The sequence below is a fragment of the Brytella acorum genome (assembly GCF_029309905.1).
Lineage (GTDB): Bacteria > Pseudomonadota > Alphaproteobacteria > Acetobacterales > Acetobacteraceae > Brytella > Brytella acorum.
The window spans coordinates 203,479-226,944 of record NZ_JARBJP010000002.1; the positions used below are offsets into that span (position 1 = coordinate 203,479).

Genomic DNA, 23,466 nt, shown 5'->3' on the forward strand with positions numbered 1-23,466 from the left:
CTCTAGCCTGTGAGGGCCGGTTCAAAGGACTTCTAATTAGAAGCCCTCGCGCTCGAGACGCTTGCGCTCCATCTTGCGGGCGCGACGCACAGCTTCGGCCGCTTCACGAGCGCGACGCTCGGAGGGCTTCTCGAAGTGACGGCGCAGCTTCATCTCGCGAAAGACGCCTTCGCGCTGCATTTTCTTCTTCAGCGCTTTGAGCGCCTGATCGACATTGTTGTCACGAACCAGAACCTGCACGGGTCTGTCATCTCCTGTCTGGCCGGCAAGGGCCTTGGCTTTGTGATCTCGATATTCGGCGCGGCGGAAGAACCCGACCACCCGATGGGGTCGCTGCCCTTAGCACAGGATAAAAGGGGACACAAATGATTTGCCGTCCCGGTGGCTGCCTTTTCCCGGCGTTCTGTGCCATTCAGGAGGGAGAATGGTTGACCGTGAAAGGGGCGCCTGATCGTGGCATTGCTCAAGATCGCACATATGGGTCATCCGGTGCTGCTTCAGCCGGCCGGGCCTGTCGCGGACGTGGACGCACCGGAAATCCGCGCGCTGATCGCGGACATGATCGAAACCATGCTTGACGCTTCCGGTGCGGGGCTGGCAGCTCCGCAAATTTACCGTTCTCTGCGGACATTTGTTTATCATGTACCCGCTTCGCGGGCTGGCGACGGCGAGGAAGCCCTGTCGCCCCGTGCCCTGATCAATCCGGAGATATCTCCGATCGGGCAGGAGACCATGGCTTGCGTGGAGGGATGTCTGTCCCTTCCCGGTCTGCGCGGGACCGTCCCCCGCCATGCGCAGGTGCGTTTCGGGGGATGGAACGAGAAAGGCGAGCGTGTCGATGGAGAAGCCCATGGTTTTCACGCAAACGTGCTTCAGCACGAATACGACCATCTCGATGGGATTCTCTATCCGATGCGGATGAACGACTTCACGACGTTCGGCTATGCCGAGGAATTTTCCCGGGTCGCAGCGCACTCATGACGGCGGGTATGGGGCAGCGCGCGGGGGGAGCCTCCGGTAGCGCCCATCTGTTTTTGCGCGAAGAAGAAATGCGCCTTGGTTATGAGGCTATGCTGCGCGCGGGGCGCGAACTCGCACAGATCTGCGGAGATTGCCTGCAGCAGGAGAAAATTGGACCAGCCCATCAGCGTGTCCTTTTTTTGATTGCGACGCATCCTGGCATTACGATGTCCGGTCTTCTGACAGTGCTCGCCATCACAAAGCAGAGCCTCAACCGCGTTCTTCAGGAACTCGTGGAACGTGGCTTCGTGGAACGGCGAACCAGGGCCGCGGATCTGCGCCTCAAGCTCCTGCACCTGACGGAAACAGGAACTGCTCTTGAAGCGCGCTTGTTCGATCTCCAGCGTGAGCGCATGACGAGAGCTTATCGCGAAGCGGGCGGGCAGGCTGTCGACGGGTTTCGCCGTGTGCTGGCGCTGCTTGCAATGGGGCCAGAAAGAATTTGAGCGATCAGCATATCCTTGTCGTTGACGACGACAAACGCCTCCTGCGCCTCCTTCAACGTTATCTCGCCGAGCAGGGATACCGCGTGAGCACCGCAGAGGATGCGGCTCAGGCGCGGCGTGTGATGGCGGTCATGGAGCCGGACGCTCTCGTTCTCGATGTCACGATGCCTGGGGAAAACGGGCTTCAGTTCACCCACGCGCTTCGCAAGGAAGGACACATGCTGCCGATTCTTCTGCTGACGGCGCGTGGCGAACCGGCGGATCGGGTAGAGGGTCTGGAAACAGGCGCCGACGATTATCTCGGAAAGCCATTCGAACCCCGGGAATTGCTTTTGCGGCTCAGGGCTCATCTCCGCCATAGCGCACCCACGGCATCCGTCGGAGCGCCCCGCCTCATCCGACTGGGAAAGCTTGAATTCGATACGGCACGTGGTCTGCTGAGCGGCCCTGAAGGCGTCGTGCACCTGACAGGAGGCGAGGCGGCGCTCCTGGGTGCGCTGACGCGCCGCCCCGGGGACGTCATGTCGCGCGAAGAGATCGCCGAGGCGCTCGAACTGGATGAAATCGGTGAACGCGCCGTTGATGTCCAGGTCACGCGTCTGCGGCGGCGGATCGAAGTCGACTCTCGGGAGCCGCGCTTTCTGCAGACGGTGAGGGGCAAGGGATATGTTCTGAAGCCCGGCGGTTGACGGGATGGTCGGACGAAATACCCGGGAATGGGGGCGTCACAGCGAACGCATGGCGCGTCGAATGCTGCCGCGTTCCTATTTTGGACGGTCGATTCTCATCGTCATCATTCCGCTCCTGGTGGCGCAGGGCGTCGCCCTCGGGTTGTTTTATGGCAACTACGTCCCCACCGTATCACGACGCCTCTCGGATAGCGTCGTCGGCGAGATGGCTCTGGCTCTTGATCGGGTGGACCAGCATCCCGAGGAAGCGGAGATGATTTTCGCGCAGGTGAAGGCGCGAACTCAGATTGATATGATCGTTCTGCCAGGGGCCGCGACGCTGGATCTTCAGTCTTCGGAGAACGTGCTCGGGCCGATGGACGAGGCCCTCGCGCGGGCGATCCGGCAGGTCTTCGACCGCCCGTTCCGGATTGACTGGAATGCCGATCGGCAGAGTGTGCGCGTTCAGATCGGGCGCGACGGCAATCGCGTCGATGTCGTCGTGCCGCGCAAAAGACTCGATGTCGGGCCGATCTGGCTCTTCGTCGTGTGGGTCGTAGGCAGTTCTCTGCTTCTATTGTTGCTGGCGGGGCTGTTCGTGCGGAATCAGGTTCAGGCCATCCGGCGACTGGCGCGCGCCGCCGAAGCCTTTGGCGTCGGGCGGGATCTGGGTCCGATCGAACCGCAGGGCGCTCAGGAGATTCGGAAGGCCGCCGTGGCGTTCAACCGGATGCAGGCTCGTGTGAATCGTTTCGTCGCACAGCGTACGGCGGTCCTCGCCGGTGTCTCGCATGATCTTCGGACGCCTCTGACCCGGCTGCGGCTGACGCTCGCGATGCTTCCCATGAAGGGACTGATCGAAGCGGCGTCCTTGCGACCGGATGTAGAAGATATGGTCGCCGACATCGAGGAGATGGAGCGACTTATTGGAAGCTACCTGTCATTCGCGCGAGGTGAAGGCGCTGAAACGCCGATCCTGACGGATCTGCGCACGCTCATCGACGATGTCGCGCAGTCGGTGACACGGGCCGGCGGCATCGTCATGGTGCTCCCGGAGCCGGGAATGTGTGAGGCCACGATCCGCCCGGACGCGGTGCGACGCGTTCTGATCAATGTGGCGGACAACGCGCGACGTCATGGGGGGCGAATTTCGTTCGGCTTGAGGACGGAAGGACGACAGGTCGTCGTTATCGTCGATGATGACGGACCTGGTATTCCCGAAGCGCGGCGCAAGCAGGTCTTTCGCGCTTATGACACCGAAGGGCCTTCAGGAGGCAATGGGCTCGGCCTCACGATCGCCCGTGACATCGTGCATGCTCACGGCGGCACGATTCGCCTGGGAGAAAGTCCTATGGGCGGTTTGAGAGTGTGGATGACGCTGCCGAAATAAGAACCAGGATCAGGATCAGGCGCAAGGGGCCTCACGCCTGATCCTGCGCTCAGACGGACCCGATCAGGGCAGGGAGTTGCCCTGACCGCCATTCCCTGTCCCGATGCTGCTGCCAAGTGGTCCCTGGCTGCCGCCGAAGGAGCTCATGTTGCTCATCGGGTTGTATCGACCGACATTGCCCAGCAGTTCCTGCAGGATGTTGTTATGGCTGCCCGGCGTCGGCGTCTTGTCGCCTACCATGCCGACATACATCGCATCTTTCTTGTGCAGCGTGTCGAGCGAGCGCAGAACGCCGCCATTATCAAAGGCCAGCACGACGACCTGCTGCTTGTCGACATGGGGGAAGGACAGGGGGGTGGGCGACGTCACCATCGTAACGTAGATCCACACGTTGTCGTTGAATGTTGCATGTGAGGTCGGTGAACCCAGCGCGTCCAGCACATCGGCGCGGGTGCTGGTGCCCGGTTTCAGCGCGGCGTAATCGTCTTTCTCAATGAGCGAGCCACGCGTCTGGGGGATCGGCCTGAAGACCGCGCATCCGCCGAGGGCAAGTGGCATGAGAGCCAGTATTACGCCGATGCGGAGGGCACGCGCACGAAGCGGGGTGCTGTGCCGGGCTTCGGTCGAGGGAGGCAGTGCGCTATGCATCGCGGCGTTCGTATCCTGGTCCTGAATCGCAATTTAGGCCGTATCGTTGCCCGGATCGGGTATCAACAGAGAACGATCCATAAAGTCACGCCTATATTGCGGCATCCGTCAGGGACGGTAAACGTCTAAAATGATGGCGTGAACACGGATGGATGTTTTGATGGCCTTCGGATGCGGTCATCAGCGTTTCCGGGCGGCCGGCAAGCCATGCGACCGGGTGCCGGAGCGCGCAGAAACAAAGAAGGATGGACGAGCAATGTCACCCCAGATCGAATTTTCCCGCCGTCTGCCGTTGCATCGTCTTGGCCGCGACGTCCTGACAGAGACGGTGGAGGCCAATGCGCAGGAATGTGACGCTCTCGCCAGACGGATGAGTCTGCTGGCGGTCGCGAATTTTCGCTGTCGGTGGCGTCTGACACCGGAAGATAAGGGGCGCGTGCTTGCCGAAGGATGGCTGTCAGCCGAGGTGACGCAGACCTGCGTTGTGACGGCGGAGCCGTTCGACGATCTGATTGTCGAGGAATTCGCCCTGCGCTTCGTGCCGCGTGCCCAGTTCGTGGAAGATGACGCTCTTGACCTCGAGGCGATCGACGAACTTCCATACGACGGCAATGCTCTTGATCTGGGCGAAGCCGCTGCCGAGCAACTCGCGCTGGCGCTTCCGCCGTTTCCCCGCCGCGCCGGTGCGGCGCTCGAACAGGGTGTTGATGTCGTCCCTTCGGAGATCGAGGAAGAGGAAAAAACACGGCCGAATCCTTTTGCGGCCCTCGCGGGACGGAAAGGAAACGGGACGTAAAGTCGACGTCACGCTTGCGACACGCGGCGGCGTCTGCTAGAGGCCGCCGCCTGATCTGATGCTATCATGCTTTCCGGACGCTTCCGATGTCTCGGAGAAGGCGTCGGGATGTTCTTAACGCGAAAGAGGCTCCACAAATGGCCGTCCCCAAGAGAAAAACCACCCCGTCCCGCCGTGGCATGCGTCGCAGCCACCATGCCCTGACCGTTCAGGCTCACGCCGAGTGCGGCAACTGCGGCGAGCTGAAGCGTCCCCACCACGTCTGCGGTCACTGCGGTCACTACGATGGTCGTGAAGTTGTTGCAGCCGGCAAGGCACTGAAGACGGCCGTCCGCGTCTGAAGATGTGCCCAGGCCGGGTGACCGGCGGCGCGCTCGATGCCGCCGCCCTCCTCGTGCATGAACTGTTTTGGGGCGGAGTATGAGTGAAGCCAGCGTGGCGGCGGAAGCGTCCGCCCCGTTCTATCTTGCAGTTGACGCCATGGGCGGTGATAACGCACCAGAAGTCGTGCTGGCTGGTCTCGAACTGGCGGCAGACCGACATCCTGAGGCGCATTACCTGCTTTTCGGTGATGAAGCTGTGCTTCGCTCGCTGATCTCACGCTATCCCAAAATCGAGCGCATCTGTTCCATACGGCATGCGCCAACCGCCATTTCCATGGAAATGAAGCCGACGGCCGCCCTGCGGCTGCGCGACTCGTCGCTTCGTATGGCGATCGACGCGGTGGCGAGCGGCGAGGCCGGAGGCGTTGTGTCCGCGGGGAATAGCGGGGCGCTGCTGGCACTCGCCAAGATCGTCATCAAGACGCTTCCCGGTGTATCCCGCCCCGCTCTGACCGCGGTCAATCCGTCGGCGCGTGGGGACGTGGTCATGCTGGACCTCGGAGCCAATATTTCCTGCGACAGCCGCAATCTGGTTGAGTTCGCCGTCATGGGCGAAGCCTTTGCCCAGGCGGTGCTCGGACTGCCCGCTCCGACGATCGGCCTGCTGAACGTGGGGGTCGAGGAGCAGAAGGGTGACGATCGTCTGCGCGTCGCTGCGGAGATGCTGCGCGAATCCCCGCTTGCCGGTCAGTTTCACGGTTTTGTCGAAGGGCATGACATTACGGCTGGAACGACGGATGTGGTCGTGACCGATGGCTTTACCGGCAATGTCGCGCTGAAAACGGGCGAGGGGGCCTTGAAGCTCGCGTCGTTCCTGTTGAGACGTGTGTTTCAGACCAATGTCCTGACCCGACTGGCCTATCTTCTGGTGCGACCGGGGCTTGAGCGTATGCGGGAGTGGATCGATCCCCGACGCTACAACGGCGCCGTTCTCGTGGGGCTGAATGGCATTGTTGTGAAGTCGCATGGGGGCGCGGACGCCGAAGGTTTCGCGGCGGCGATCGACGTTGCCATGGACGCCGTAAGTCATGGGATCAATGAAAAAATTCGCGTGCGCCTCAAGCAGATTGCCTCGTTGACTCCTGCGGTCGAAGAGGAAGAGAAGGTGGCGCTGGGTGCGGCCTGAACGCAGTGTTGACGCGGGTATCGCTTGACGCCGACACCGCGCTGCACGTCTATGCGCTACAGTTCGAAAGCTGGTTGAGAGGGAAATAATGTCCGTGCGTGCCTGTTTGACGGGAGTTGGCGGTTATCTGCCGAAGCGGGTCGTCACGAACGAGGAACTCGCCAGTCGCATCGAGACCTCCGATGACTGGATCACCTCCCGCACGGGAATCCACCAGCGTCATATAGCCGACGAGACGGAAACGGCCGCCAGCATGGCTGCGTCCGCGGCACGCGAGGCTCTCGCTTATGCCGGCGCGGATGCTGCTGAAGTCGACGCGATCATCGTGGCCACAGCCACCCCCGACGAGGCCTTTCCGTCGGTGGCTGTGCGCGTCCAGGCGGCGATCGGCGCGAACCGCGCCTTCGGATTCGATCTGAGCGCCGCCTGTTCGGGCTTCATTTACGCTCTGGCCACGGCGAATGCGTTTATCCTGGCAGGCCAGGCACGGAAAATTCTGGTTATCGGAAGCGAGGTCTATTCCCGTATTCTGGACTGGACCGATCGCACGACCTGCGTTCTGTTCGGCGACGGTGCCGGGGCCGTGCTGCTTGAAGCCGAAGACCTGAAGGGAAGCGGGCGGGGCATTCTCTCCACGCATCTGCATGCGGATGGTCGGCTCGGCGATATTCTCTATGTCACGGGGCCAGGCTCCAAAGCGGGAGCTGTCTTGAAGATGCAGGGACGGGATGTATTCCGTCACGCCGTTGCAAAACTTTCCGAGGCGGTGGATGAGGCTCTGGAGGCGCACCATCTGGTCGCGAGCGACATTCAGTGGCTGGTGCCCCACCAGGCCAATCTCCGCATCATCGACGGTATGGCCCGAAAACTCTCATTGCCGGAAGGGCGGGTGGTCGTGACCGTCGATCGGCATGCCAACACGTCCGCCGCCTCCATTCCGCTCGCTTTGAACGAAGCAATGCGCGATGGCCGGATCTCCAAAGGCGATCTCGTTCTGATGGAAGGCCTGGGTGGCGGCCTGACATGGGGCTCCGCACTCGTCCGCATATGACAAGATGCGATCATCCTTACGTTGTCGCTTGATTCATTTGACCCTTCTGTCGGCCATGATACGATGACGTCATGACCACCGTGACGCGCGCGACTCTTTCGGAACACATATATTCTCAGGTCGGGCTCTCCCGGCATGAGTCGGCGGAACTTTTGGAAAGCGTGCTCGAGCGCATCGCCGTGACGCTTGAGCGCGGCGAGACGGTCAAGCTGAGCGGCTTCGGAACGTTTTCCGTTCGCCAGAAGGGTCGCCGTATGGGACGCAATCCGAAGACCGGAATTGAAGTGCCTATTCTGCCCCGAACGGTCTTGATTTTCAGGCCCAGTCAGATTCTCAAGGCGCAGGTGAATGGCGAGGCTTTGGACCTTGAAGCCATGGGCGATAGCGAGGATTGATGACAGGCGCGGACGATATGCTCGGTCACGACTTTCCCGAGGATGGTTTCTCCGGCGAAGAGGCTCCCGGAAATGATACCCCGGGCGGAGAACGCCTCAAGAAAGCGCCTCACGCTTATCGGACGATCAGCGAGGTCGCGGACGATCTGCACGTGCCGCAGCATGTCCTGCGTTTCTGGGAAACGCGTTTCCCAGAGGTCAAGCCGCTGAAGCGAGCGGGTGGCCGTCGGTATTATCGCCCTGAAGACATCGATATCCTGCGCCGAATCGCAGACCTGCTCTACGTGCAAGGCTACACCATCAAGGGTGTTCAGCGCGTATTGCGTGAGGGCGAATCGGTCAGTGAAGCCGCGGGTGAGAACATATCTTCTGCCGAAAGCGTCGAAATGGCGCACGCCGTGCCGTTTGAGGGCGGCATGAATGATGGCGTGTCGGAAGAGCCAGAGCCGGTCGCGGTGCTGGAAGTCAGCGAAATCGCGATCGTGACACCGTCTTTCGCGGCGACCGAGACGGCGTCCCTGACGTCCGCTTCTTCCGAAATGGCGCGTCTCGAAGATGGGCGTGTCGCGGCTGAAGAGGCCGAGCGTGCGTTCAATCTGGCTTTGGCCGAAAAGAACCGCGAAGTCGAGGTCATGCGCCAGGCCATGGAAGCGCTCCGGCAGGAGCGGAACCATCTGCGCGGCGAGTTGCGCGGGATTTTGCAGGAGCTGGACGGCATTCGTCGGCTCCTGCCGGTTTGACGATGTTCCCGCCAAAAATTCCTTGAAACCAGGCTGAAATTAAAAAACGTTCGAAAATGCCTGGGCCGATGACTTGCAGTGCCGGGAAGGCGCTGCTAAACGGCCTTCACCGCAGGACAGACGGGCAGTAGCGCAGCCTGGTAGCGCATCAGTCTGGGGGACTGGGGGTCGTGGGTTCGAATCCCGCCTGCCCGACCATCGTCCTGCGGTTCTTTCATTTAAAATTGCAGATGTAGCTTACGCCGTATGTTCGTGAGCGTCTGAACTCCAGACCCGCCACAGCAGATGCAGTGCTGCCATGATGGCCGGGCCCAGGAACAGGCCGAGCAGGCCCCACGTCTCCACGCCACCCAGAATGCCCAGAAGCACCCAGAGGAAGGGCATCTGCGTGCTGCCGCCGATCAGGTAGGGACGAATGAAGTGGTCGGCGACGAACACGATGATGGAGCCCACGACGATAATGACGACAGCGCCGACAGCGCCTCCCTGCATCAGGGCGAGCAGAGCCGCCAGACAGACCGTGGGGAGCGCCAGGAACGGGATCATGGCGGCAACGGCCGTGGCGAGGGCGAAAAGCAGCGGTTGCGGGGTGCCTGCGAACATATAGACCGGCGCCATCAGGGCGCCTTCGCCGAGGCCGACGAAAACCAGTCCCGCGACGGTCCCGTGGACGGATGTGATCATCTGCCGGGCGATGGATTCGCCGCGTTCGCCGAACGTGCGATGGGAAGCAACCATCAGGCGGCGAATCAGATCGTCGCCGTCACGCAGCAGGAAGAACAGCGTGACGATCGCGAACAGGAACAGCGTGCCTCGACGCGCAAGCTGGGAGCCGACCTGCCGCGTCACGGCCATGCCGTGGGTTGCGTCGAAGGAATGAAGCGTCACGGCGAGGTGCTGCTGGTTGGCGAGATTGGTTTCCCACCATGAAGTCACGGCGGCGCGTCCGAACGGCAGGCGGTTGAGAACCGTCGGGACAGGAATGCCGTTGTGCCGGACGTTGTCGGCCCACATCAGCATGTTCTGGGCTTCTTCGGCGGCCTTGAGAATGGCGACGCCCATCGGAATCAGGAAAATCAGGGCGATGACCGCCGTGAAGAGCAACGGGACCCAGTCCTTGCGGCCGAAACGCAGTTCGGCGCGGTGATAGAGCGGCCATGTGGCGATCGCGAACACGCAGCCCCAGAGAAGGGCCGGCACAAAATTCTTGAGCGTGTAGAGCGCCGCTCCCACAATGAAGACCGCAAGAGCCGCACGCGCGAAACGTTGTCCGCGTCCAATCGGTCCCCGCGTCGTTCCGTGGCCGCAATCGTCGCTCCAGTCTTCCGGAACGAGGGCGTCTCTTGGCGGTTGGGGTGTATCGATCATCAAGTCCTCGTTCCGTGGCACGTCGTCCAGCCTTGAAAGCCGGGCCGTATCAGAAGCTTCATACCACGATAATCACACAAGGTATCGAGTGTGGTGTGAGGACGGAGATCCTGGCGCGCGCGGTCAAAAGCTCTCGCAGCCTGAACTGATGATGAGACCGACGGAATGCTGGGAAAATCGTGTCCGATAAACGGCGCGCGCGGCGTCGAGGCGGGCAGCGAGTGTCGGCGAGGGGCGGATGGCGGCCCACACGATGCGGGAGGGTTCGCGATCGGTCTGGCCGGTTCGCGGATCTTTCCACGTGCCGTCCGCAGGAATCACGCTGAAGCCGTCAGGCAGGGCGACCGAGAGGACTTCATCGCTGTAATGCTGCCATTCGGCATCGCTGATGCGGCGGCCATCGTCGCGCATGAGGCCGAACATCAGGCGTATCTGAAGGTCGGGTTTCGCCTGGGTTTGCATGCACAGAGCATGAGGCTCGTCGGGCGTCGGGGTGCATCCTGCGAGCATGATCGACATGGCGCCGATCAGCCCTGACCATGTCGGCGCTGACAGGCGCGTCCGCATTACGGGGCTTCGTTCAGCGCTGCGCGCAGCGTGGCGGCCTGCGTCGCAGAAAACAGATCTTTCCGGATAAAGAGGTCGATCAGGACGAGATTGACGTTGAATTTAACCTGCTGGGAATCGCGGACCCGTATGAAGGCCTCCTCGAGAGGCACCAGCTCGAAAAACGAGACTTCGCCGTCCGAGGGTTCCGGCTGGAAGTCGGCGGGGAGGTCGAGGTCGTAGCAATGCAGCGCATCGCGTCTGAGGCCTTCGGGACGTTCCATCGTGTAATGCAGGATCGAGGCTTCCCGGGCAGCCTGAATGACGCTCAATGGGATGGAGGCTTCTTCCTCCGCTTCCTTGGCCAAGGCCTCACGCGGCGTCAGTCCGGCACAGACTCCGCCCGCGACGAGGTGGTCGAGCTTTCCCGGGTCCAGGCGCTTCGTCAGGGAGCGATGGCCCATCCACACATGGACGCCATCGGCTTTCGTGACGAGGCCGTTCAGGTGCACGCCGCGTGCCGCCAGGCCGAGGGGAGGCAGGGCGCCGCGATCGATCTGTCCGAGCACGGTGCCGTCCGGCGTAAAGACATCGAACAGCTCGTTGTGGGAGCGGTAAAGACCGGCTTCCGCCATTATGCGGCCGAGCCGTTCGAGCTGGCTGCCCGCGGATATTTCGAAGCCCTCCTCGCCCCGGTGCAGCGGGCTGTCCGGAAGAGCCTGCAACGATGCGGCGAAGCGCGGCGCGATCCACCCGATCAGCGCGCCTTCACAGTGGAAAGGAACGCGGTCTCCGGGGAGCGACGTGTTATGGCAATGCGCGATATGGGCAAGAAACGGCGCCAGCGTGAGGTCGGGCATGGGAATTGTCCAGAGGTGCCGGTTACAGGATGTCGGTTCGCTATGGCATCGCGCGCCCGCGATTGCAAAGATGGGCATGAGGAATGACAGGCGAGGCATGAAAGACAAAACGGAAAAGATCGTTCCAGCGCCTCTCGGACTTCTTCAGGCCTGGCGTCGTCTCCGGCGTGCGGACGGTAGTCGAATGGGCATGTTCCGCCTGCTCGTCGGGGTGACGGTCGTTCTGCTGATCGTCGAAAGCCTTGCCCAGCTCGCGCTTCCCTATGTGCTCGGTCGGATGGTCGCCCGTCTGTCTCCTCCGGTGCAGATCATGACGGTGCCCCTCTGGCTGGTTGCCTCCTATGGCGGGTTGATGCTGTTGCGCAGTCTGGCTTCGAATCTGGAGGAAGTGGCGTATCAGCCGCTCAGTCAGCGGCTTCAGAAACTGGTTGCGCAGGAGGGGTTGCGTCATGTGCATGGTCTCTCCCTGCGTTTTCATCTGGAGCGTCAGACGGGTGCGCTCACGCGCGTTCTGGATCGGGGTTCGGACGCGGTGGACACGCTTTTGAGACTGACGATTTTCAATATCGGTCCCGCCATCATGAACGTGACGCTGACGCTTGGCGTGGTGGGAGGGGCGTTCGGACTCGAATATGCCTTGCTCATCGGGTTTGGTCTCGCGGCTTACGTACTCATGGCGCGCTGGTTCGTGCGCAAGCGGGTCGTGGCGCGGCGGGCGCGAAACGATGCCAGCAGCGCCTCGCAGCATCGGTTGATCGACAGTCTGCTCAATTTCGAAGCCGTGCGGCATTTCGGCAATCAGTCTCACGAATATGTCCGGTTCGGGGAGGCGCGGCGGGCGCTTGAAAAGGCGAACCTGCGCGTGACACACGTGACGGCAGCCTCTTCGATCACCCAGAACGTCATGATCGCGCTGGTGACGTCCGCGATCTTCTACCTCGCCATGCGCGATGTGCTGGCCCATCGTATCGGCGTGCCGCAATTCGTGATGATCGGCACCTATCTGCGTTCGCTCTACATGGCGGTCGTATCGCTCAACCAGGTCTATTCAGGATGGCGCAACGCCCGCGTGGATCTGGAAAAATGGCTGGAACTCCTGGCACAGGATTCGGAGATCGCCGTACCGGAAGCGCCCGTCCCGGTGCCCACGACGTTCGCGGAAGGGGGCGCGGCGTCTCTCGTCTTTGACGATGTCAGTTTCGGATATAATGCGCAGCGGCGCATCCTGGATCATGTGAGTTTCGCAGCGGCGCCCGGTCAGCGCATCGGTATCGTCGGGCCGACGGGGTCGGGAAAATCCACGATCGGAAAGCTTCTCTTTCGCTCCTACGATCCCGATTCCGGCGCCATTCTCTTTGATGGCTGGCCTCTGCCAGAGCTGGATCCGCAGGACCTGAGAGCCGCCATCGGAATCGTTCCGCAGGATACCCTCCTGTTCAATGATACGATTGCCTACAACATCGCTTACGGAAGCATCGGCGCGAGCCAGAGCGCGATCGAGGAGGCCGCGCGGGCCGCGGAACTGCATGACTTCATTCATGCGCTTCCCGATGGTTACGAGACGCAGGTCGGCGAACGCGGACTCAGGCTGTCCGGCGGCGAGAAACAGCGACTGGCCATTGCGCGCGTCATTCTGAAAAATCCCCGCATCCTGCTGCTGGACGAAGCGACCAGCGCACTCGACACGCGTACGGAGCGTCGTATTCAGTCCGCGCTGGACGCGCTTTCCCGCGCCCGCACGACGATCACGATCGCGCATCGTCTGTCGACGGTCGTGGAATGTGACGAAATCCTTTTGATCGAGAAGGGGCGGGTTGCCGAACGTGGAACGCATACCGAACTGATGCGGCTGGGTGGTGATTATGCGGCCATGTGGCGGGCACAGTCGCGTGAGTTGCTCCATTCTGCGTGCTGAGGGGTAGACATGCCCGGGGGGCGCACCCCAACTACGAACAACGTCAAAACATTGGATACAGAAGGACATTCAGTCATGAACGACGCCGCGAAAGCGTTTGAGCCGGATCGCGCCATCGAGAATGCCGTGCGGGACGATCTCGCGGCGGCATTCGATCCGCAGCAGCCTCACATCCCCGACGAACTGCGCAAATGCGGGGCCGTCGTGGACAACGCCATCGAATATATGGTGGGAAAAGATCTGCCACCGGAAATGGTCGCTTCCGCCCTTCTTGCGGGCAGCCTCGGCATTCTCGCACGTACGTCGGACGCCGCGACCATGGTGCGCATGCTTCAGACTGCCATTTTCAGTATCCAGAATGGTGAATTGACACCTCCCGACGACGCGCGCACGCCCTGATCAGGGCTCAAGCGGCATACGAGGCCGTGTTTCATCTTGACGGCTGTTGGCCTCTCCGTCATAAGCCGCGCCTTAACGGATCACCGCAGGCCGGGCGCGTTCTCGGCTGTCACTATCAGTTCCGAGGGTCAATATCATGTCTCGCCGCTGCCATCTTACAGGCAAGGCCGTGCTGACAGGCAACAATGTCAGCCACGCCAACAACAAATCCCGTCGCCGCTTCCTGCCGAACCTGCAGGATACGACTCTGCTCTCCGATATCCTCGGAACGGGCGTTCGCATGCGCGTCACGACGCACGGCCTGCGCACGATCGAGCATAACGGCGGTCTTGATGCGTTCCTGCTTGGAACGCCGGATCGCAAGCTGCCGGTTGAGGCGAAGGTGATCAAGCGTCGCATCCTGCGCGTGCAGGACGCGAAGGCCGCTCAGGCGGTCTGATATCGTGCAGAGGCGGACTGACACCTGCTTCTGCCGTATCATCAAGAAGATTGGCTTTGTAGCCGTGGTGCCCATGCGTTAAATGCCGGGCCTGCGTGTTCAGCCCTTTTCCGGTCGCTCGGTTTCGTCTGCCGGTCTTCATTGACGGAGACAGGCGGGCTGCGACGGCCACGGCGAGGTGTTTCAGTGTGATCTGAAGCACCTTCATCGCATTTTTGGAGGTTATTCCGTGTCCGAGAGCAGCAGCATCGAAGAAGCCCAGGCGGCTCTTTCGAAGATCCGCAATATCGGCATCACTGCCCATATCGATGCCGGCAAGACCACGACGACCGAGCGTATCCTGTACTACACGGGCATGTCGCATCGCATCGGTGAAGTGCACGACGGCAACACCACGACAGATTACATGGCGCAGGAGCGTGAGCGTGGCATCACGATCACCTCGGCAGCCGTGACCTGTGAGTGGGAAGGTCACCGCATCAACATCATCGACACGCCGGGCCACATCGACTTCAACATCGAAGTGAACCGTTCGCTGCGCGTGCTCGACGGCGCGATTTTCGTGATCGAGGGCGTCGCCGGTGTCCAGCCGCAGTCGGAAACCAACTGGCGTCTCGCTGACCGCTATAACGTTCCCCGCATTATCTTCATCAACAAGCTCGATCGCACGGGTGCGAATTTCGACTATGCCTTCGGCACGCTGAAGGAGAAGCTCGACATCGTCGCCGTGCCGCTGCAGCTTCCGATCGGCGCGGAAGACAATTTCATCGGCGTGGTCGATCTGGTCGAGATGCGTGCGATCATCTGGGAAGGTGGCGAACTGGGCGCGAAGTTCCACTACGCCGAAATTCCCGACGACCTGAAGGAGCGTGCCGCCGAGGCTCGTCAGATCCTGCTCGACACCGCGCTCGCGATGGACGACGCGGCGATGGAAGAATATTTCGAGAAGGGTGACGTGGATGTCGCCACGCTGAAGAAGTGCATCAAGAAGGGTGCGATCAGCGGCGAATTCCGTCCCGTCATGTGCGGCACGGCCTTCAAGAACAAGGGCGTCCAGCCGCTGCTCGACGCGGTGATCGACTACCTTCCGGCTCCGAACGAGGTCGAAGGTATCCGCATTGCGCCGCCGGAAGACGAGGAAGTCGACGAGAACTTCCTGCCGATCGTGCCGGTCGATCCCAATGGCAAGTTCGCGGGCCTCGCCTTCAAGATCATTTCCGACAAATACGGCACGCTGACTTTTGTGCGCGTCTATCGCGGCGTTCTGAACTCGGGCGATACGGTTCTGAACACGACGAAGGGGCACAAGGAGCGTGTTGGCCGCATGTTCCAGATGCACGCCGACAAGCGTCAGGAAGTGAAGTCGGTGGGCGCCGGTGACATCGCCGCCTTCGTCGGCCTCAAGGACACGGTCACGGGCGACACGCTGGCCGATGCCGCCGATCCGGTGGTTCTGGAGCGCATGCAGTTCCCCGTTCCCGTGATCGACATTTCCGTCGAGCCGAAGACCAAGGACGGCGTCGAGAAGATGACGCTGGCCCTGCAGAAGCTCGCCGCCGAGGATCCCTCGCTGCAGCTCAAGACGGATCAGGAAACGGGCCAGACCATCCTGTCCGGCATGGGCGAGCTTCATCTCGACATCATCGTCGATCGTCTGCGTCGCGAATACGGCGTCGAGGCGAATGTCGGTGCGCCGCAGGTGGCCTATCGCGAGACGATTTCCCAGCCACACACCGAGACCTACACCCACAAGAAGCAGTCGGGTGGTTCGGGTCAGTTCGCCGAGGTGAAGATCGCCTTCGAACCCGTGGAGCGCAACGCGGGTATTTCGTTCGAGAACAAGGTCGTCGGTGGCACGGTGCCGAAGGAATATATTCCGGCTGTCGAAAAGGGCATCCGGATGCAGTCCTCGACCGGCGTGCTCGCGGGATTCCCGACCGTGGACTTCAGGTTCACGCTGCTCGACGGCAAGTACCATGACGTCGACTCGTCGGCCCTCGCTTTCGAAATTGCCGCCAAGGCCTGCTTCCGTGAAGGCATGAAGAAGGCCGGTCCGGTCATTCTCGAGCCGATCATGGACGTCGAGATCACGACGCCGAACGACCATGTCGGCGACGTGGTGGGCGATCTCAACCGTCGTCGTGGCATCATCCAGAACCAGGAAACGGCCGGTTCGACCGTCATGATCCGGGCGCAGGTGCCGCTGAAGGAAATGTTCGGCTACATCTCGCATCTGCGTTCGGCCACCAAGGGCCGTGCGTCGTTCACGATGCAGTTCCACCACTACGATCCGGTGCCGCGCAATGTCGCCGAAGAGATCATGGCCAAGTCGGCCTGATCTCCCTCATCGGGTTCAAATGCAAAAGGCGGGTTCCGGAAACGGAACCCGCCTTTTTGTTGTGTCGTTCTCCGCTTTGAGAGGAGAGGGGATGACCCCCATGCCTTATTCGTCGCGTTTCCATCTGTTCAGCGCGAACGGGAAAGGCATCGTGACGTGGGTGATCGCCATGCTGCTCTCGAACACGGCGTCGGGGGAAAAGGATTTCGGCCTGAAACTGAAATCATAGGGCCTGTCGCCATGATTCTGCACCAGACTGGACCGCTTTCCGTTCTCCACGAGCGTCAGTTCCGCCTGCGGCGGAAGCGTGACGATGACTGTCTGGGTGTCGGGCGTGAAGGCCGAAAAGACGAAGCCGATGCGGTGATCGATCCGTTCGTCAAGCATGGCCATCCAGTCGCGTGCCTGACGGTCGGTAAACCGGATGCCGGGGAGCGTATCCAGGCTGGCTGACGCATAAAGTCTGATAGTCTGTCCCGGGGTCAGACCCGCAACCACATCGGGATTTTCGTCGAGCAGGGACCTGTCTTCCGGCAGGACGAAGTCGTTGCCGCCATCGGGGAACAGGGACACATGCCCGCGCTTTGCGCGCAGGAAGATATGCGCGGCTTCGGGCATGCGGTCCCCCGGTTCGAGAACGGCGCGGACATGCAGGTGAAGGCCGCTGGGTGCGCCGTTCTTCAGATCGATGCTGTCCATGCTGCTCTGCATCCGCGCAAAATTGGACACGGTCACGAAATGATAGGTGCCCGTGACCGAGATATTTTCCGCACAGGATGGCGGCGCGAACGTTGCAATGGCGGCGAGAGCGGCCAGGGATGGGAACAGCGCGGGGTATCGTGCCGGGCGTTTACCGGATGGCGCCATTTTCGTGGTGTCCATAGACCGACCTCTGCTTTCTGCTTTTCCATGCCGGGTCGCGAGTGCCCGATCATGGGCCGCGGGCGGCTCAGTCCGCCCGATTGCCGATCACCGTGCGATAGATCGCCAGCAGGACGACGGCGCCGACGATCGACGCCAGGAATCCTGCTGGCTGGCCGGGGGCGTAGAAATGGAGTTTCGCGCCCGCCCATGAGGCCACGAACGATCCTGCGATGCCGAGAATGATCGTGACGATGAAACCGGCGGCGTCACGACCGGGCATGATGGCGCGCGCGATCAGGCCGACGAAGAAACCGACGAGGAGTGTCCAGAGAAGATGCATGGGCGATCCTGAATGATGTGGAGGGCCGGAGTGGCCCTCGCACATCTTAACGGATTATGACCCGCACTTCACTGATTGTCGGTGCGGCGAATGAAATCCGCGACGTTGTCATGAAGTTTCTGCAACGATGCCGGGTCGACATAAACCATATGTCCCGAGGTGTACTGCTTGTATTCGATGTTTTTTTGCAGATCGGCCGGGATGGGGAGGTGCTTCATCTCGTAGAGGCCCTCGAAATAGGGTGTCGCCAGATCATAATAACCCGCGTTGAGCATGACACGTAGCGTCGGGTTGTTTTTCATGGCAACGGCAAGGTCCGGCATGACATTCGCCGTCCGGTCCGAACGTCCCATGAAGGGCTGGCGATGGTGCGAGTCCCATTTCGCATTCACGCCGGGGCGGTAGGTCTGGCCTTCGCCATAATGCAGCGTGTTGCGGACGTAATCGTTGAAGGCCGAAATATAGGCCGAGCTTATGGCACTGGACTGAGGGTCGTAATCGGACTGGTCGGTCATCGGATCCATCGGCGGCCCAGAATAGCGCGTATCGAGGCGACCCACGGTGATGCCGCGCGAAGCCAGAAGCTGCTGGGAATACTGGCCGCCGGAAATACGAAGGTTGTCACGCAGGATATAGTCCACGGGTAGCCCCGTATAGTCATGCAGTTTTTCGGCGATCGCCTTGCGCTGGTCCTCCGGCAGGTCGGCGCCCTGGGCCAGGGCCTGAGCGTAGTCTGTCAGCGCGAAATGTTCGACTTCCCTGAGGAAGGCGGGCAGATCGGTCGGCATCTGCGGCAGGGCCTTGTGATAGTAGGATGTGGCCGCGTAGGTCGGCAGGGCAAGCTGATACGGATCGTCATTGCCTGGATTGGCCTGCGGGTTATCGACGTCGTTGTCGTAGTTGAGGATCTGCGAGAGCAGGATTATGCCGTTGAAATCAATGCTCTCGTCATTCTCCAGATCGTTCGCGACGACGGCCGAGCGCAATGTTCCATAGCTCTCGCCAAAGAGATATTTCGGCGAATTGAAACGTCCGTATTTCGCGAGAAACTGGCTGATGAAATGCGTGAAGGCCTTCCCGTCCGCGTCAACGCCATAAAAGGCCTTCTCGGCGTCTTTGCCCGCGATGCGGCTGAAGCCGGTGCCGGGCGCATCGATGAAAACGAGGTCCGTCACATCCAGAAGAGACTGGGCGTTGTTGATGAGCTTGTAGGGAGCCGGTGGAAGATGCTGGTCTCCCGGTGTATTGAGGCGCAAGGGACCGACGGAACCCATGTGCAACCAGACGGAAGCCGAACCGGGACCGCCGTTATAGAGAAACGTGATCGGGCGATTCGGCGCATGAGCGCCCTGTTTGAAGTAGGCGACGTAGAATATCGATGCGACGGCGCCATCAGCGTCGTCACCCTTTTTGTCGCCCTCGAGCGTCTTGCCGGTCCGCGAAGCGATCACGTCCTTCGAATCGTCAAACTTCGCGTTGTGGACGAGGAGGGTGCCCGCGACCGCCTGATAGTGAATCGGGGCTCCGTTCACCGTGACGGTGCCGTTTGATATCGAATCTTTTTCGCTGGCAGCATGAGTTGCTGCGGGAGCGGAGGAGGAAGGTTCGGCGGCGGAAGCCGTGGCTGTCAGCGCGAAAAGCGGAACGGATGCCAAGAGGACGGAACGGAACAAGTGGTATTCTCCCGAATGAAGGAAGTGGCCTGTCAGAGGGCGCCTTTCCGGACGATCGGCGCAGGCGCTCCAGAAGAGGTCGCGTGCAGTCGACACAGCACTGTTTGTCGAACGGAACGATCCTCGAGTTCAAGAGAGGTTGGCACATCGCAACGTGCGATGACGTCAAAATCACCTTGTGGGGCATAGCTCCGGCCGGGATCGGCCAGCCAGACCTCGTGTCGGGACGCGCATTGCCGAAGCCAGGGAAGGATATGGGCGGCCATCGTCTGGTTGTAACAGACATCCCCGCATATCAGCAGATCGCAGGCGGGTTGCTGGCCAACCATGTCGCCCTGCCATGTCTCGATGGTCACGTCGTTCAGGGCGGCGTTCAGCCGGACCGCATCCAGCGCCATGGGATCGATGTCGCAGGCCATGACATGCCTGGCTCCGGCCTTCATGGCGGCTATGCCCGCCAGCCCGTTGCCGCAGGCGAAGTCCAGGACGGTCCGGCCGCGTACGGTTTCCGGATGATCGAGGATATGTCGTGCCAGGATCTGGCTGCCGGGCCACGGAAACGCCCAGAAGGGCGGTTCGATTCCGGCACTCGCCAGATGATCTTCCGTCGCCTGCCAGATGGGCGTTATTTCCGACGCGAGATAAAGCGCGATTTCCGGCACAAGAGCAGCGTGACCGAGGGTTGTCTGACTGGCGATGAAGACCCCGGCCCCGGATTTCACGTCATGTTGCCCATCAGGTATGCGAAGGCCAGGACGGCTCCGAACGGTACGTTGCGCCGGAAGAGATGAAGGCACAAAGCCGGCTGATCGGTCTGGAGAACGCGGATCTGGGCGGCAAGAATGATGGCTGCCGCCACCGCGCCGGGCCAGAAACCGATTCCCATGTGGCACAGACAGCCCGCGGCGATGAACAGGAGCATCGCCAGAGCATAGCAGGTGCCGACGAACAGTCTTGCATGGCGCACCATGAGGCGGGACGTCGAGCGCACGCCGATGCGGGCGTCGTCGTCCATATCCTGAAACCCATAGATCGTGTCGAAGCCGAGCTGCCACAGGATCGTGCCCGCATAAAGCGTCAATGCGGTCATATCGAGCCGGTTCGCCGCCGCAGCGTATCCCATGGGCGCGCCAAATCCGAATGTGAAGCCCATGACAAGCTGCGGCCACCATGTCACGCGTTTCGCGGCCGGGTAGACTGCAACGAGCAGGAGTGCGACCGGTGCCAGCGCCCAGCACAGCAAAGGCAGCGCCAGAAGCACGCCGAGTCCGATCAGAAGCAGCAGGCAGAGAAAAACAAGAGCCTGACGCACGCTGAGCGCGCCAGATGCCAGAGGCCGTCCGGCCGTCCGCTCGACTTTCGCGTCGATGTCGCGGTCCCAGATATCGTTGACGACACATCCGGCCGACCGCATGGCCAGCGAGCCGACGGCGAAAAGGATGGCGAGCTCGATCTGTCGCCGGAACGCGTGATGAGTCCCAAGCTCGATGCCCCACAGGCCCGGAAGCAGGAGCAGCCACGTTCCTACAGGACGGTCGAGACGCGCCAGAAGCAGATAAGGTCGTAGCCAGACCGGCATGCGGGCGACCCAGCCGTCGCTTTTTATATCCGTATGCGGCGTCGCAGCAGGCAAAATGTCATCCTTCTGAAGTGAGGGCGTCGCGCATGGGACCATGGTCTGAAAACGGCCGGAAGTCTCCTGATGTCCCGCGCGGCTGCGGGCGTCAATCGTAGCGGGTTTTTTCCTGCCGGGCAGCATCTTGCCGGGGAGTGTGATATGGCCGTTCTCATGCAGGACAGTCCGCGAATTTATATCGATTTTTCGGAGGCCGCCCCGTTTTTCCCAGAGCGGGAAATCGCGCTGGGTGCTGACCATGCCCGTTACCTCGGCACCGTATTGCGGCTGGGTCCGGATGCGTCCGTGCGGATTTTCAACGCCGTCGACGGGGAATGGGAAGCGGTGCTCCTCGGCATACGCAAGGATCGCGGTTCCCTGCGTCTCGTGGCGCGTTGCCGCGCGCCCGTGATCTCGCGCGGTCCGGTGCTGTTGTTTGCCCCGCTGAAACGCGATGCGACGGATCTTGTGATCCGCATGGGAACCGAGATGGGCGTATCGTGTTTCGTACCCGTCACGACGGTACGCACGAATACACACCGCATCAATCCGGAGCGCCTCCGCGCCATCGCGATCGAGGCGGCTGAACAATGCGAGCGGCTCGACGTCCCTGGAATATCCGCGCTTCAGCCGCTCATGGCGGCTGTGGAAGACTGGCCCGAGAACAAGCCCCTGTTTGCCGCCCTCGAACGCCATGAGGCGGCGCTCCCCGGACCTCTGAGCACGCCCTATGGGCTGCTCGTCGGGCCGGAGGGCGGTTTTGCTCCGGAGGAGAAGCGATGGTTGTCGGCGCATGATCGCATTTGCCCGCTTTCCCTCGGTCCCCTCGTGCTCCGGGCCGACACGGCCGTGTGTGCCGGGCTTGCGCGTCTGGCCTTATCCGTTGAATGTTCCATTTCGACCGAATTTTGAACTAGAAGTCGGTGACCGTCCGAATCCTGTGCCTGTGCGCAACGGACTGCCACCGAGCGACCCCGGCGTACGGGATCTCCCGTGCTTCATTTTTTGCGCCACGACGCGCCAAGCCCAAGGACCCTGCCGTATCCCATGTCCAATCCTGGCGAAGTCAATAATACCCCGATCGCCGACAGGGCGCAGCTCGTCGACATCCTGGCGCGAGGATGCAAACCCCGTGAGCAGTGGCGTATCGGCACCGAACACGAGAAATTCGGCTTCGTACTGCCCGGCGATAAAGAAGGGCGGAAACCATACGCCGCTCCCGCTTATGCGCCCCACGGTATCGAGGCGATACTTACGGATCTTTACGCGGACGGTTCCGAATGGGAGCGTCTTGAAGACAAGGGCAAACTGATCGGTCTCAAGGGGCGCGGCGCTCATAAAGGCGAGTCCATATCTCTCGAGCCGGCCGGGCAGTTTGAGCTTTCCGGCGCTCCGCTGGCGGATCTGCACGGCACGAAGGCGGAAATGGCCGCGCATTTCACGTCTCTCCATGCCCCGTCCGCCGCGCAGGGTCTCGGGTTCGCGCCGCTCGGTTTCCATCCGCTCGCAACGCGTGACGCCATGCCGATCATGCCGAAGAGCCGGTATGCCATCATGCGGGCTTATATGCCCAAGGTCGGCAGCCTCGGTCTCGACATGATGACCCGCACCTGCACGGTGCAGGTCAATCTGGATTTCGCCACCGAGGCCGACATGGTCCGGAAGATGCGGGTTTCCCTGGCGTTGCAGCCTCTGGCGACGGCGCTCTTCGCCAATTCTCCCTTCGTCGAGGGCAAGCCGAACGGCTATCTTTCGAACCGCGCGCGGATATGGACGGACACGGACAACCAGCGCAGCGGCATGCCGGCCTGTGTTTTCCAGGATGATTTCGGATTTCAGGCTTATGTCGACTGGGTGCTGGATGTGCCCATGTATTTTGTCCTGCGTGGCGGTGAGATGATCGACGTGGCGGGCGCCTCGTTTCGCGACTGGCTGGATGGCAGGGGAGCGGGAGCGCTCGCTCAACTGACGCCGACGCTGGGCGATTTCGAAGACCATCTGACGACCGTATTTCCCGATGTGCGCCTCAAGCAGTTTCTGGAAATGCGCGGCGCGGATGCCGGAACGCCCGAAATGATGCTGGCCCAGTCGGCGCTCTGGGTCGGGCTTCTCTACTCTGACGCCGCCTTGACGGCGGCGGAGGCGCTCGTCCGCGAGCAACCCTGGAGCACCTACGAGACGCTGCGCGCGGACGTGCCGAGGCACGCCATGGACGCCGCTTTCCCAGGCACGCTGCGCAAGCTGGCGGCGCATGTCGTGACGATCGCGGAGGAAGGCCTGCGGGCGCGCGGACTCGGCGAGGAAATCTATCTTGCGCCGCTGCACGAAATCGCGGCGGGGGGACCGACCCAGGCCGAACACTGGCTGGGCCTTTACAACGGCGCGTGGAACAGGGATGTCCGTCCAATCTTCGAGGCCGCCGCCATTTGAAGCGGAACGGTTGCAA

At 61.6% G+C, this 23,466-nt stretch carries 26 protein-coding genes and 1 tRNA gene; 17 read left to right on the forward strand and 10 right to left on the reverse strand.

The features are described 5' to 3' along the window. Positions 1–36: 36 nt before the first annotated feature. The gene (gene rpsU, locus PWM43_RS04235) at positions 37–240 is read right to left on the reverse strand and encodes a 30S ribosomal protein S21 (RefSeq protein WP_007283570.1); all 204 of its coding nucleotides are present in this window, start codon (positions 238–240) and stop codon (positions 37–39) included. Positions 241–453: 213 nt separating this feature from the next. Here rpsU and def point away from each other — a divergent pair, with 213 nt between their 5' ends. From def to PWM43_RS04255, 4 genes are read left to right on the forward strand one after another with little or no spacing between them, the layout of a single operon-like run. Beyond that, positions 454–981 (forward strand): peptide deformylase, encoded by a 528-nt coding sequence (gene def, locus PWM43_RS04240; protein ID WP_289841327.1) that lies wholly within the window; start codon positions 454–456, stop codon positions 979–981. After that, on the forward strand, positions 978–1,466 hold the full coding sequence (locus PWM43_RS04245; RefSeq protein WP_289841328.1) for a MarR family winged helix-turn-helix transcriptional regulator: 489 nt from the start codon (positions 978–980) through the stop codon (positions 1,464–1,466). Before def ends, PWM43_RS04245 begins: the two co-directional genes overlap by 4 nt. Next, positions 1,463–2,155 carry a response regulator gene (locus PWM43_RS04250; protein ID WP_289841329.1) on the forward strand — a complete coding sequence of 231 codons (693 nt, stop codon included), beginning with the start codon at positions 1,463–1,465 and terminating at the stop codon, positions 2,153–2,155. The genes PWM43_RS04245 and PWM43_RS04250 overlap by 4 nt, the downstream gene beginning before the upstream one ends. Positions 2,156–2,159: 4 nt before the next feature. Next, positions 2,160–3,524, forward strand: a complete 1,365-nt coding sequence (locus PWM43_RS04255; RefSeq protein ID WP_289841330.1) for an ATP-binding protein — start codon at positions 2,160–2,162, stop codon at positions 3,522–3,524. 63 nt (positions 3,525–3,587) lie between these two features. Here the strand turns inward: PWM43_RS04255 and PWM43_RS04260 are convergent, their stop codons facing one another. After that, positions 3,588–4,172 (reverse strand): outer membrane protein assembly factor BamE, encoded by a 585-nt coding sequence (locus PWM43_RS04260; RefSeq protein WP_289841331.1) that lies wholly within the window; start codon positions 4,170–4,172, stop codon positions 3,588–3,590. A 256-nt stretch (positions 4,173–4,428) separates the two neighbouring features. On the opposite strand from PWM43_RS04260, the gene PWM43_RS04265 reads away from it, so the two are divergent. From PWM43_RS04265 to PWM43_RS04295, 7 genes are all read left to right on the forward strand, one after another. Further along, the gene (locus PWM43_RS04265) at positions 4,429–4,968 is read left to right on the forward strand and encodes a YceD family protein (RefSeq protein WP_289841332.1); all 540 of its coding nucleotides are present in this window, start codon (positions 4,429–4,431) and stop codon (positions 4,966–4,968) included. Between the two features lie 137 nt (positions 4,969–5,105). After that, the gene (gene rpmF, locus PWM43_RS04270) at positions 5,106–5,309 is read left to right on the forward strand and encodes a 50S ribosomal protein L32 (protein WP_289841333.1); all 204 of its coding nucleotides are present in this window, start codon (positions 5,106–5,108) and stop codon (positions 5,307–5,309) included. A gap of 79 nt (positions 5,310–5,388) precedes the next feature. Continuing rightward, positions 5,389–6,477, forward strand: coding sequence for a phosphate acyltransferase PlsX (plsX, locus tag PWM43_RS04275; protein WP_289841334.1), 1,089 nt, complete (start codon positions 5,389–5,391; stop codon positions 6,475–6,477). A gap of 88 nt (positions 6,478–6,565) precedes the next feature. After that, positions 6,566–7,528, forward strand: a complete 963-nt coding sequence (locus tag PWM43_RS04280; protein WP_289841335.1) for a beta-ketoacyl-ACP synthase III — start codon at positions 6,566–6,568, stop codon at positions 7,526–7,528. Positions 7,529–7,599: 71 nt separating this feature from the next. Beyond that, the gene (locus PWM43_RS04285) at positions 7,600–7,923 is read left to right on the forward strand and encodes an integration host factor subunit alpha (RefSeq protein ID WP_289841336.1); all 324 of its coding nucleotides are present in this window, start codon (positions 7,600–7,602) and stop codon (positions 7,921–7,923) included. Then, entirely contained in the window at positions 7,923–8,663 is a 741-nt protein-coding gene (locus PWM43_RS04290; protein WP_289841337.1) for a MerR family transcriptional regulator, read from the forward strand. The genes PWM43_RS04285 and PWM43_RS04290 overlap by 1 nt, the downstream gene beginning before the upstream one ends. 121 nt (positions 8,664–8,784) lie before the next feature. Further along, positions 8,785–8,861, forward strand: a tRNA-Pro gene (locus PWM43_RS04295). 39 nt (positions 8,862–8,900) lie between these two features. Here the strand turns inward: PWM43_RS04295 and PWM43_RS04300 are convergent. The 3 genes from PWM43_RS04300 to PWM43_RS04310 form a co-directional block, all read right to left on the reverse strand. Next, complete coding sequence (locus PWM43_RS04300; RefSeq protein WP_289841338.1) at positions 8,901–10,031, reverse strand: AI-2E family transporter; 1,131 nt, start codon at positions 10,029–10,031, stop codon at positions 8,901–8,903. 123 nt (positions 10,032–10,154) lie between these two features. Next, positions 10,155–10,598 (reverse strand): DUF3574 domain-containing protein, encoded by a 444-nt coding sequence (locus PWM43_RS04305; RefSeq protein WP_289841339.1) that lies wholly within the window; start codon positions 10,596–10,598, stop codon positions 10,155–10,157. Then, positions 10,598–11,437: an NUDIX hydrolase gene (locus PWM43_RS04310; RefSeq protein ID WP_289841340.1), complete on the reverse strand. Its 840-nt coding sequence runs from the start codon at positions 11,435–11,437 to the stop codon at positions 10,598–10,600. The genes PWM43_RS04305 and PWM43_RS04310 overlap by 1 nt, the downstream gene beginning before the upstream one ends. Before the next feature lie 97 nt (positions 11,438–11,534). Here PWM43_RS04310 and PWM43_RS04315 point away from each other — a divergent pair, with 97 nt between their 5' ends. The 4 genes from PWM43_RS04315 to fusA all read left to right on the forward strand — a co-directional run bounded on the left by PWM43_RS04315 (position 11,535) and on the right by fusA (position 16,528). Beyond that, a complete protein-coding gene (locus PWM43_RS04315; protein ID WP_289841341.1) occupies positions 11,535–13,352 on the forward strand; it encodes an ABCB family ABC transporter ATP-binding protein/permease in 1,818 nt (605 codons plus the stop codon). Between the two features lie 75 nt (positions 13,353–13,427). Beyond that, the gene (locus tag PWM43_RS04320; RefSeq protein WP_289841342.1) at positions 13,428–13,751 is read left to right on the forward strand and encodes a hypothetical protein; all 324 of its coding nucleotides are present in this window, start codon (positions 13,428–13,430) and stop codon (positions 13,749–13,751) included. A gap of 136 nt (positions 13,752–13,887) precedes the next feature. Beyond that, positions 13,888–14,190 (forward strand): 50S ribosomal protein L28, encoded by a 303-nt coding sequence (gene rpmB, locus PWM43_RS04325; protein ID WP_289841343.1) that lies wholly within the window; start codon positions 13,888–13,890, stop codon positions 14,188–14,190. A 229-nt stretch (positions 14,191–14,419) separates the two neighbouring features. Beyond that, a complete protein-coding gene (fusA, locus tag PWM43_RS04330) occupies positions 14,420–16,528 on the forward strand; it encodes an elongation factor G (protein ID WP_289841344.1) in 2,109 nt (702 codons plus the stop codon). A gap of 105 nt (positions 16,529–16,633) precedes the next feature. Here the strand turns inward: fusA and PWM43_RS04335 are convergent, their stop codons facing one another. The 5 genes from PWM43_RS04335 to ubiA all read right to left on the reverse strand — a co-directional run bounded on the left by PWM43_RS04335 (position 16,634) and on the right by ubiA (position 21,038). Further along, on the reverse strand, positions 16,634–17,410 hold the full coding sequence (locus PWM43_RS04335) for a hypothetical protein (RefSeq protein WP_289841345.1): 777 nt from the start codon (positions 17,408–17,410) through the stop codon (positions 16,634–16,636). Positions 17,411–17,477: 67 nt separating this feature from the next. Next, entirely contained in the window at positions 17,478–17,732 is a 255-nt protein-coding gene (locus tag PWM43_RS04340; RefSeq protein ID WP_289841346.1) for a GlsB/YeaQ/YmgE family stress response membrane protein, read from the reverse strand. 68 nt (positions 17,733–17,800) lie between these two features. After that, on the reverse strand, positions 17,801–19,405 hold the full coding sequence (locus tag PWM43_RS04345; RefSeq protein ID WP_289841347.1) for a S10 family peptidase: 1,605 nt from the start codon (positions 19,403–19,405) through the stop codon (positions 17,801–17,803). 32 nt (positions 19,406–19,437) lie between these two features. Next, positions 19,438–20,127, reverse strand: a complete 690-nt coding sequence (locus PWM43_RS04350) for a class I SAM-dependent methyltransferase (RefSeq protein WP_289841348.1) — start codon at positions 20,125–20,127, stop codon at positions 19,438–19,440. Next, the gene (gene ubiA / locus PWM43_RS04355) at positions 20,124–21,038 is read right to left on the reverse strand and encodes a 4-hydroxybenzoate octaprenyltransferase (protein ID WP_394356026.1); all 915 of its coding nucleotides are present in this window, start codon (positions 21,036–21,038) and stop codon (positions 20,124–20,126) included. The genes PWM43_RS04350 and ubiA overlap by 4 nt, the downstream gene beginning before the upstream one ends. A gap of 69 nt (positions 21,039–21,107) precedes the next feature. Here ubiA and PWM43_RS04360 point away from each other — a divergent pair, with 69 nt between their 5' ends. Both PWM43_RS04360 and PWM43_RS04365 read left to right on the forward strand, forming a co-directional pair. After that, the gene (locus PWM43_RS04360) at positions 21,108–21,932 is read left to right on the forward strand and encodes an RsmE family RNA methyltransferase (RefSeq protein WP_289841350.1); all 825 of its coding nucleotides are present in this window, start codon (positions 21,108–21,110) and stop codon (positions 21,930–21,932) included. A gap of 135 nt (positions 21,933–22,067) precedes the next feature. Continuing rightward, positions 22,068–23,450 (forward strand): glutamate--cysteine ligase, encoded by a 1,383-nt coding sequence (locus PWM43_RS04365; RefSeq protein ID WP_289841351.1) that lies wholly within the window; start codon positions 22,068–22,070, stop codon positions 23,448–23,450. The last annotated feature ends 16 nt before the right edge of the window (positions 23,451–23,466 follow it).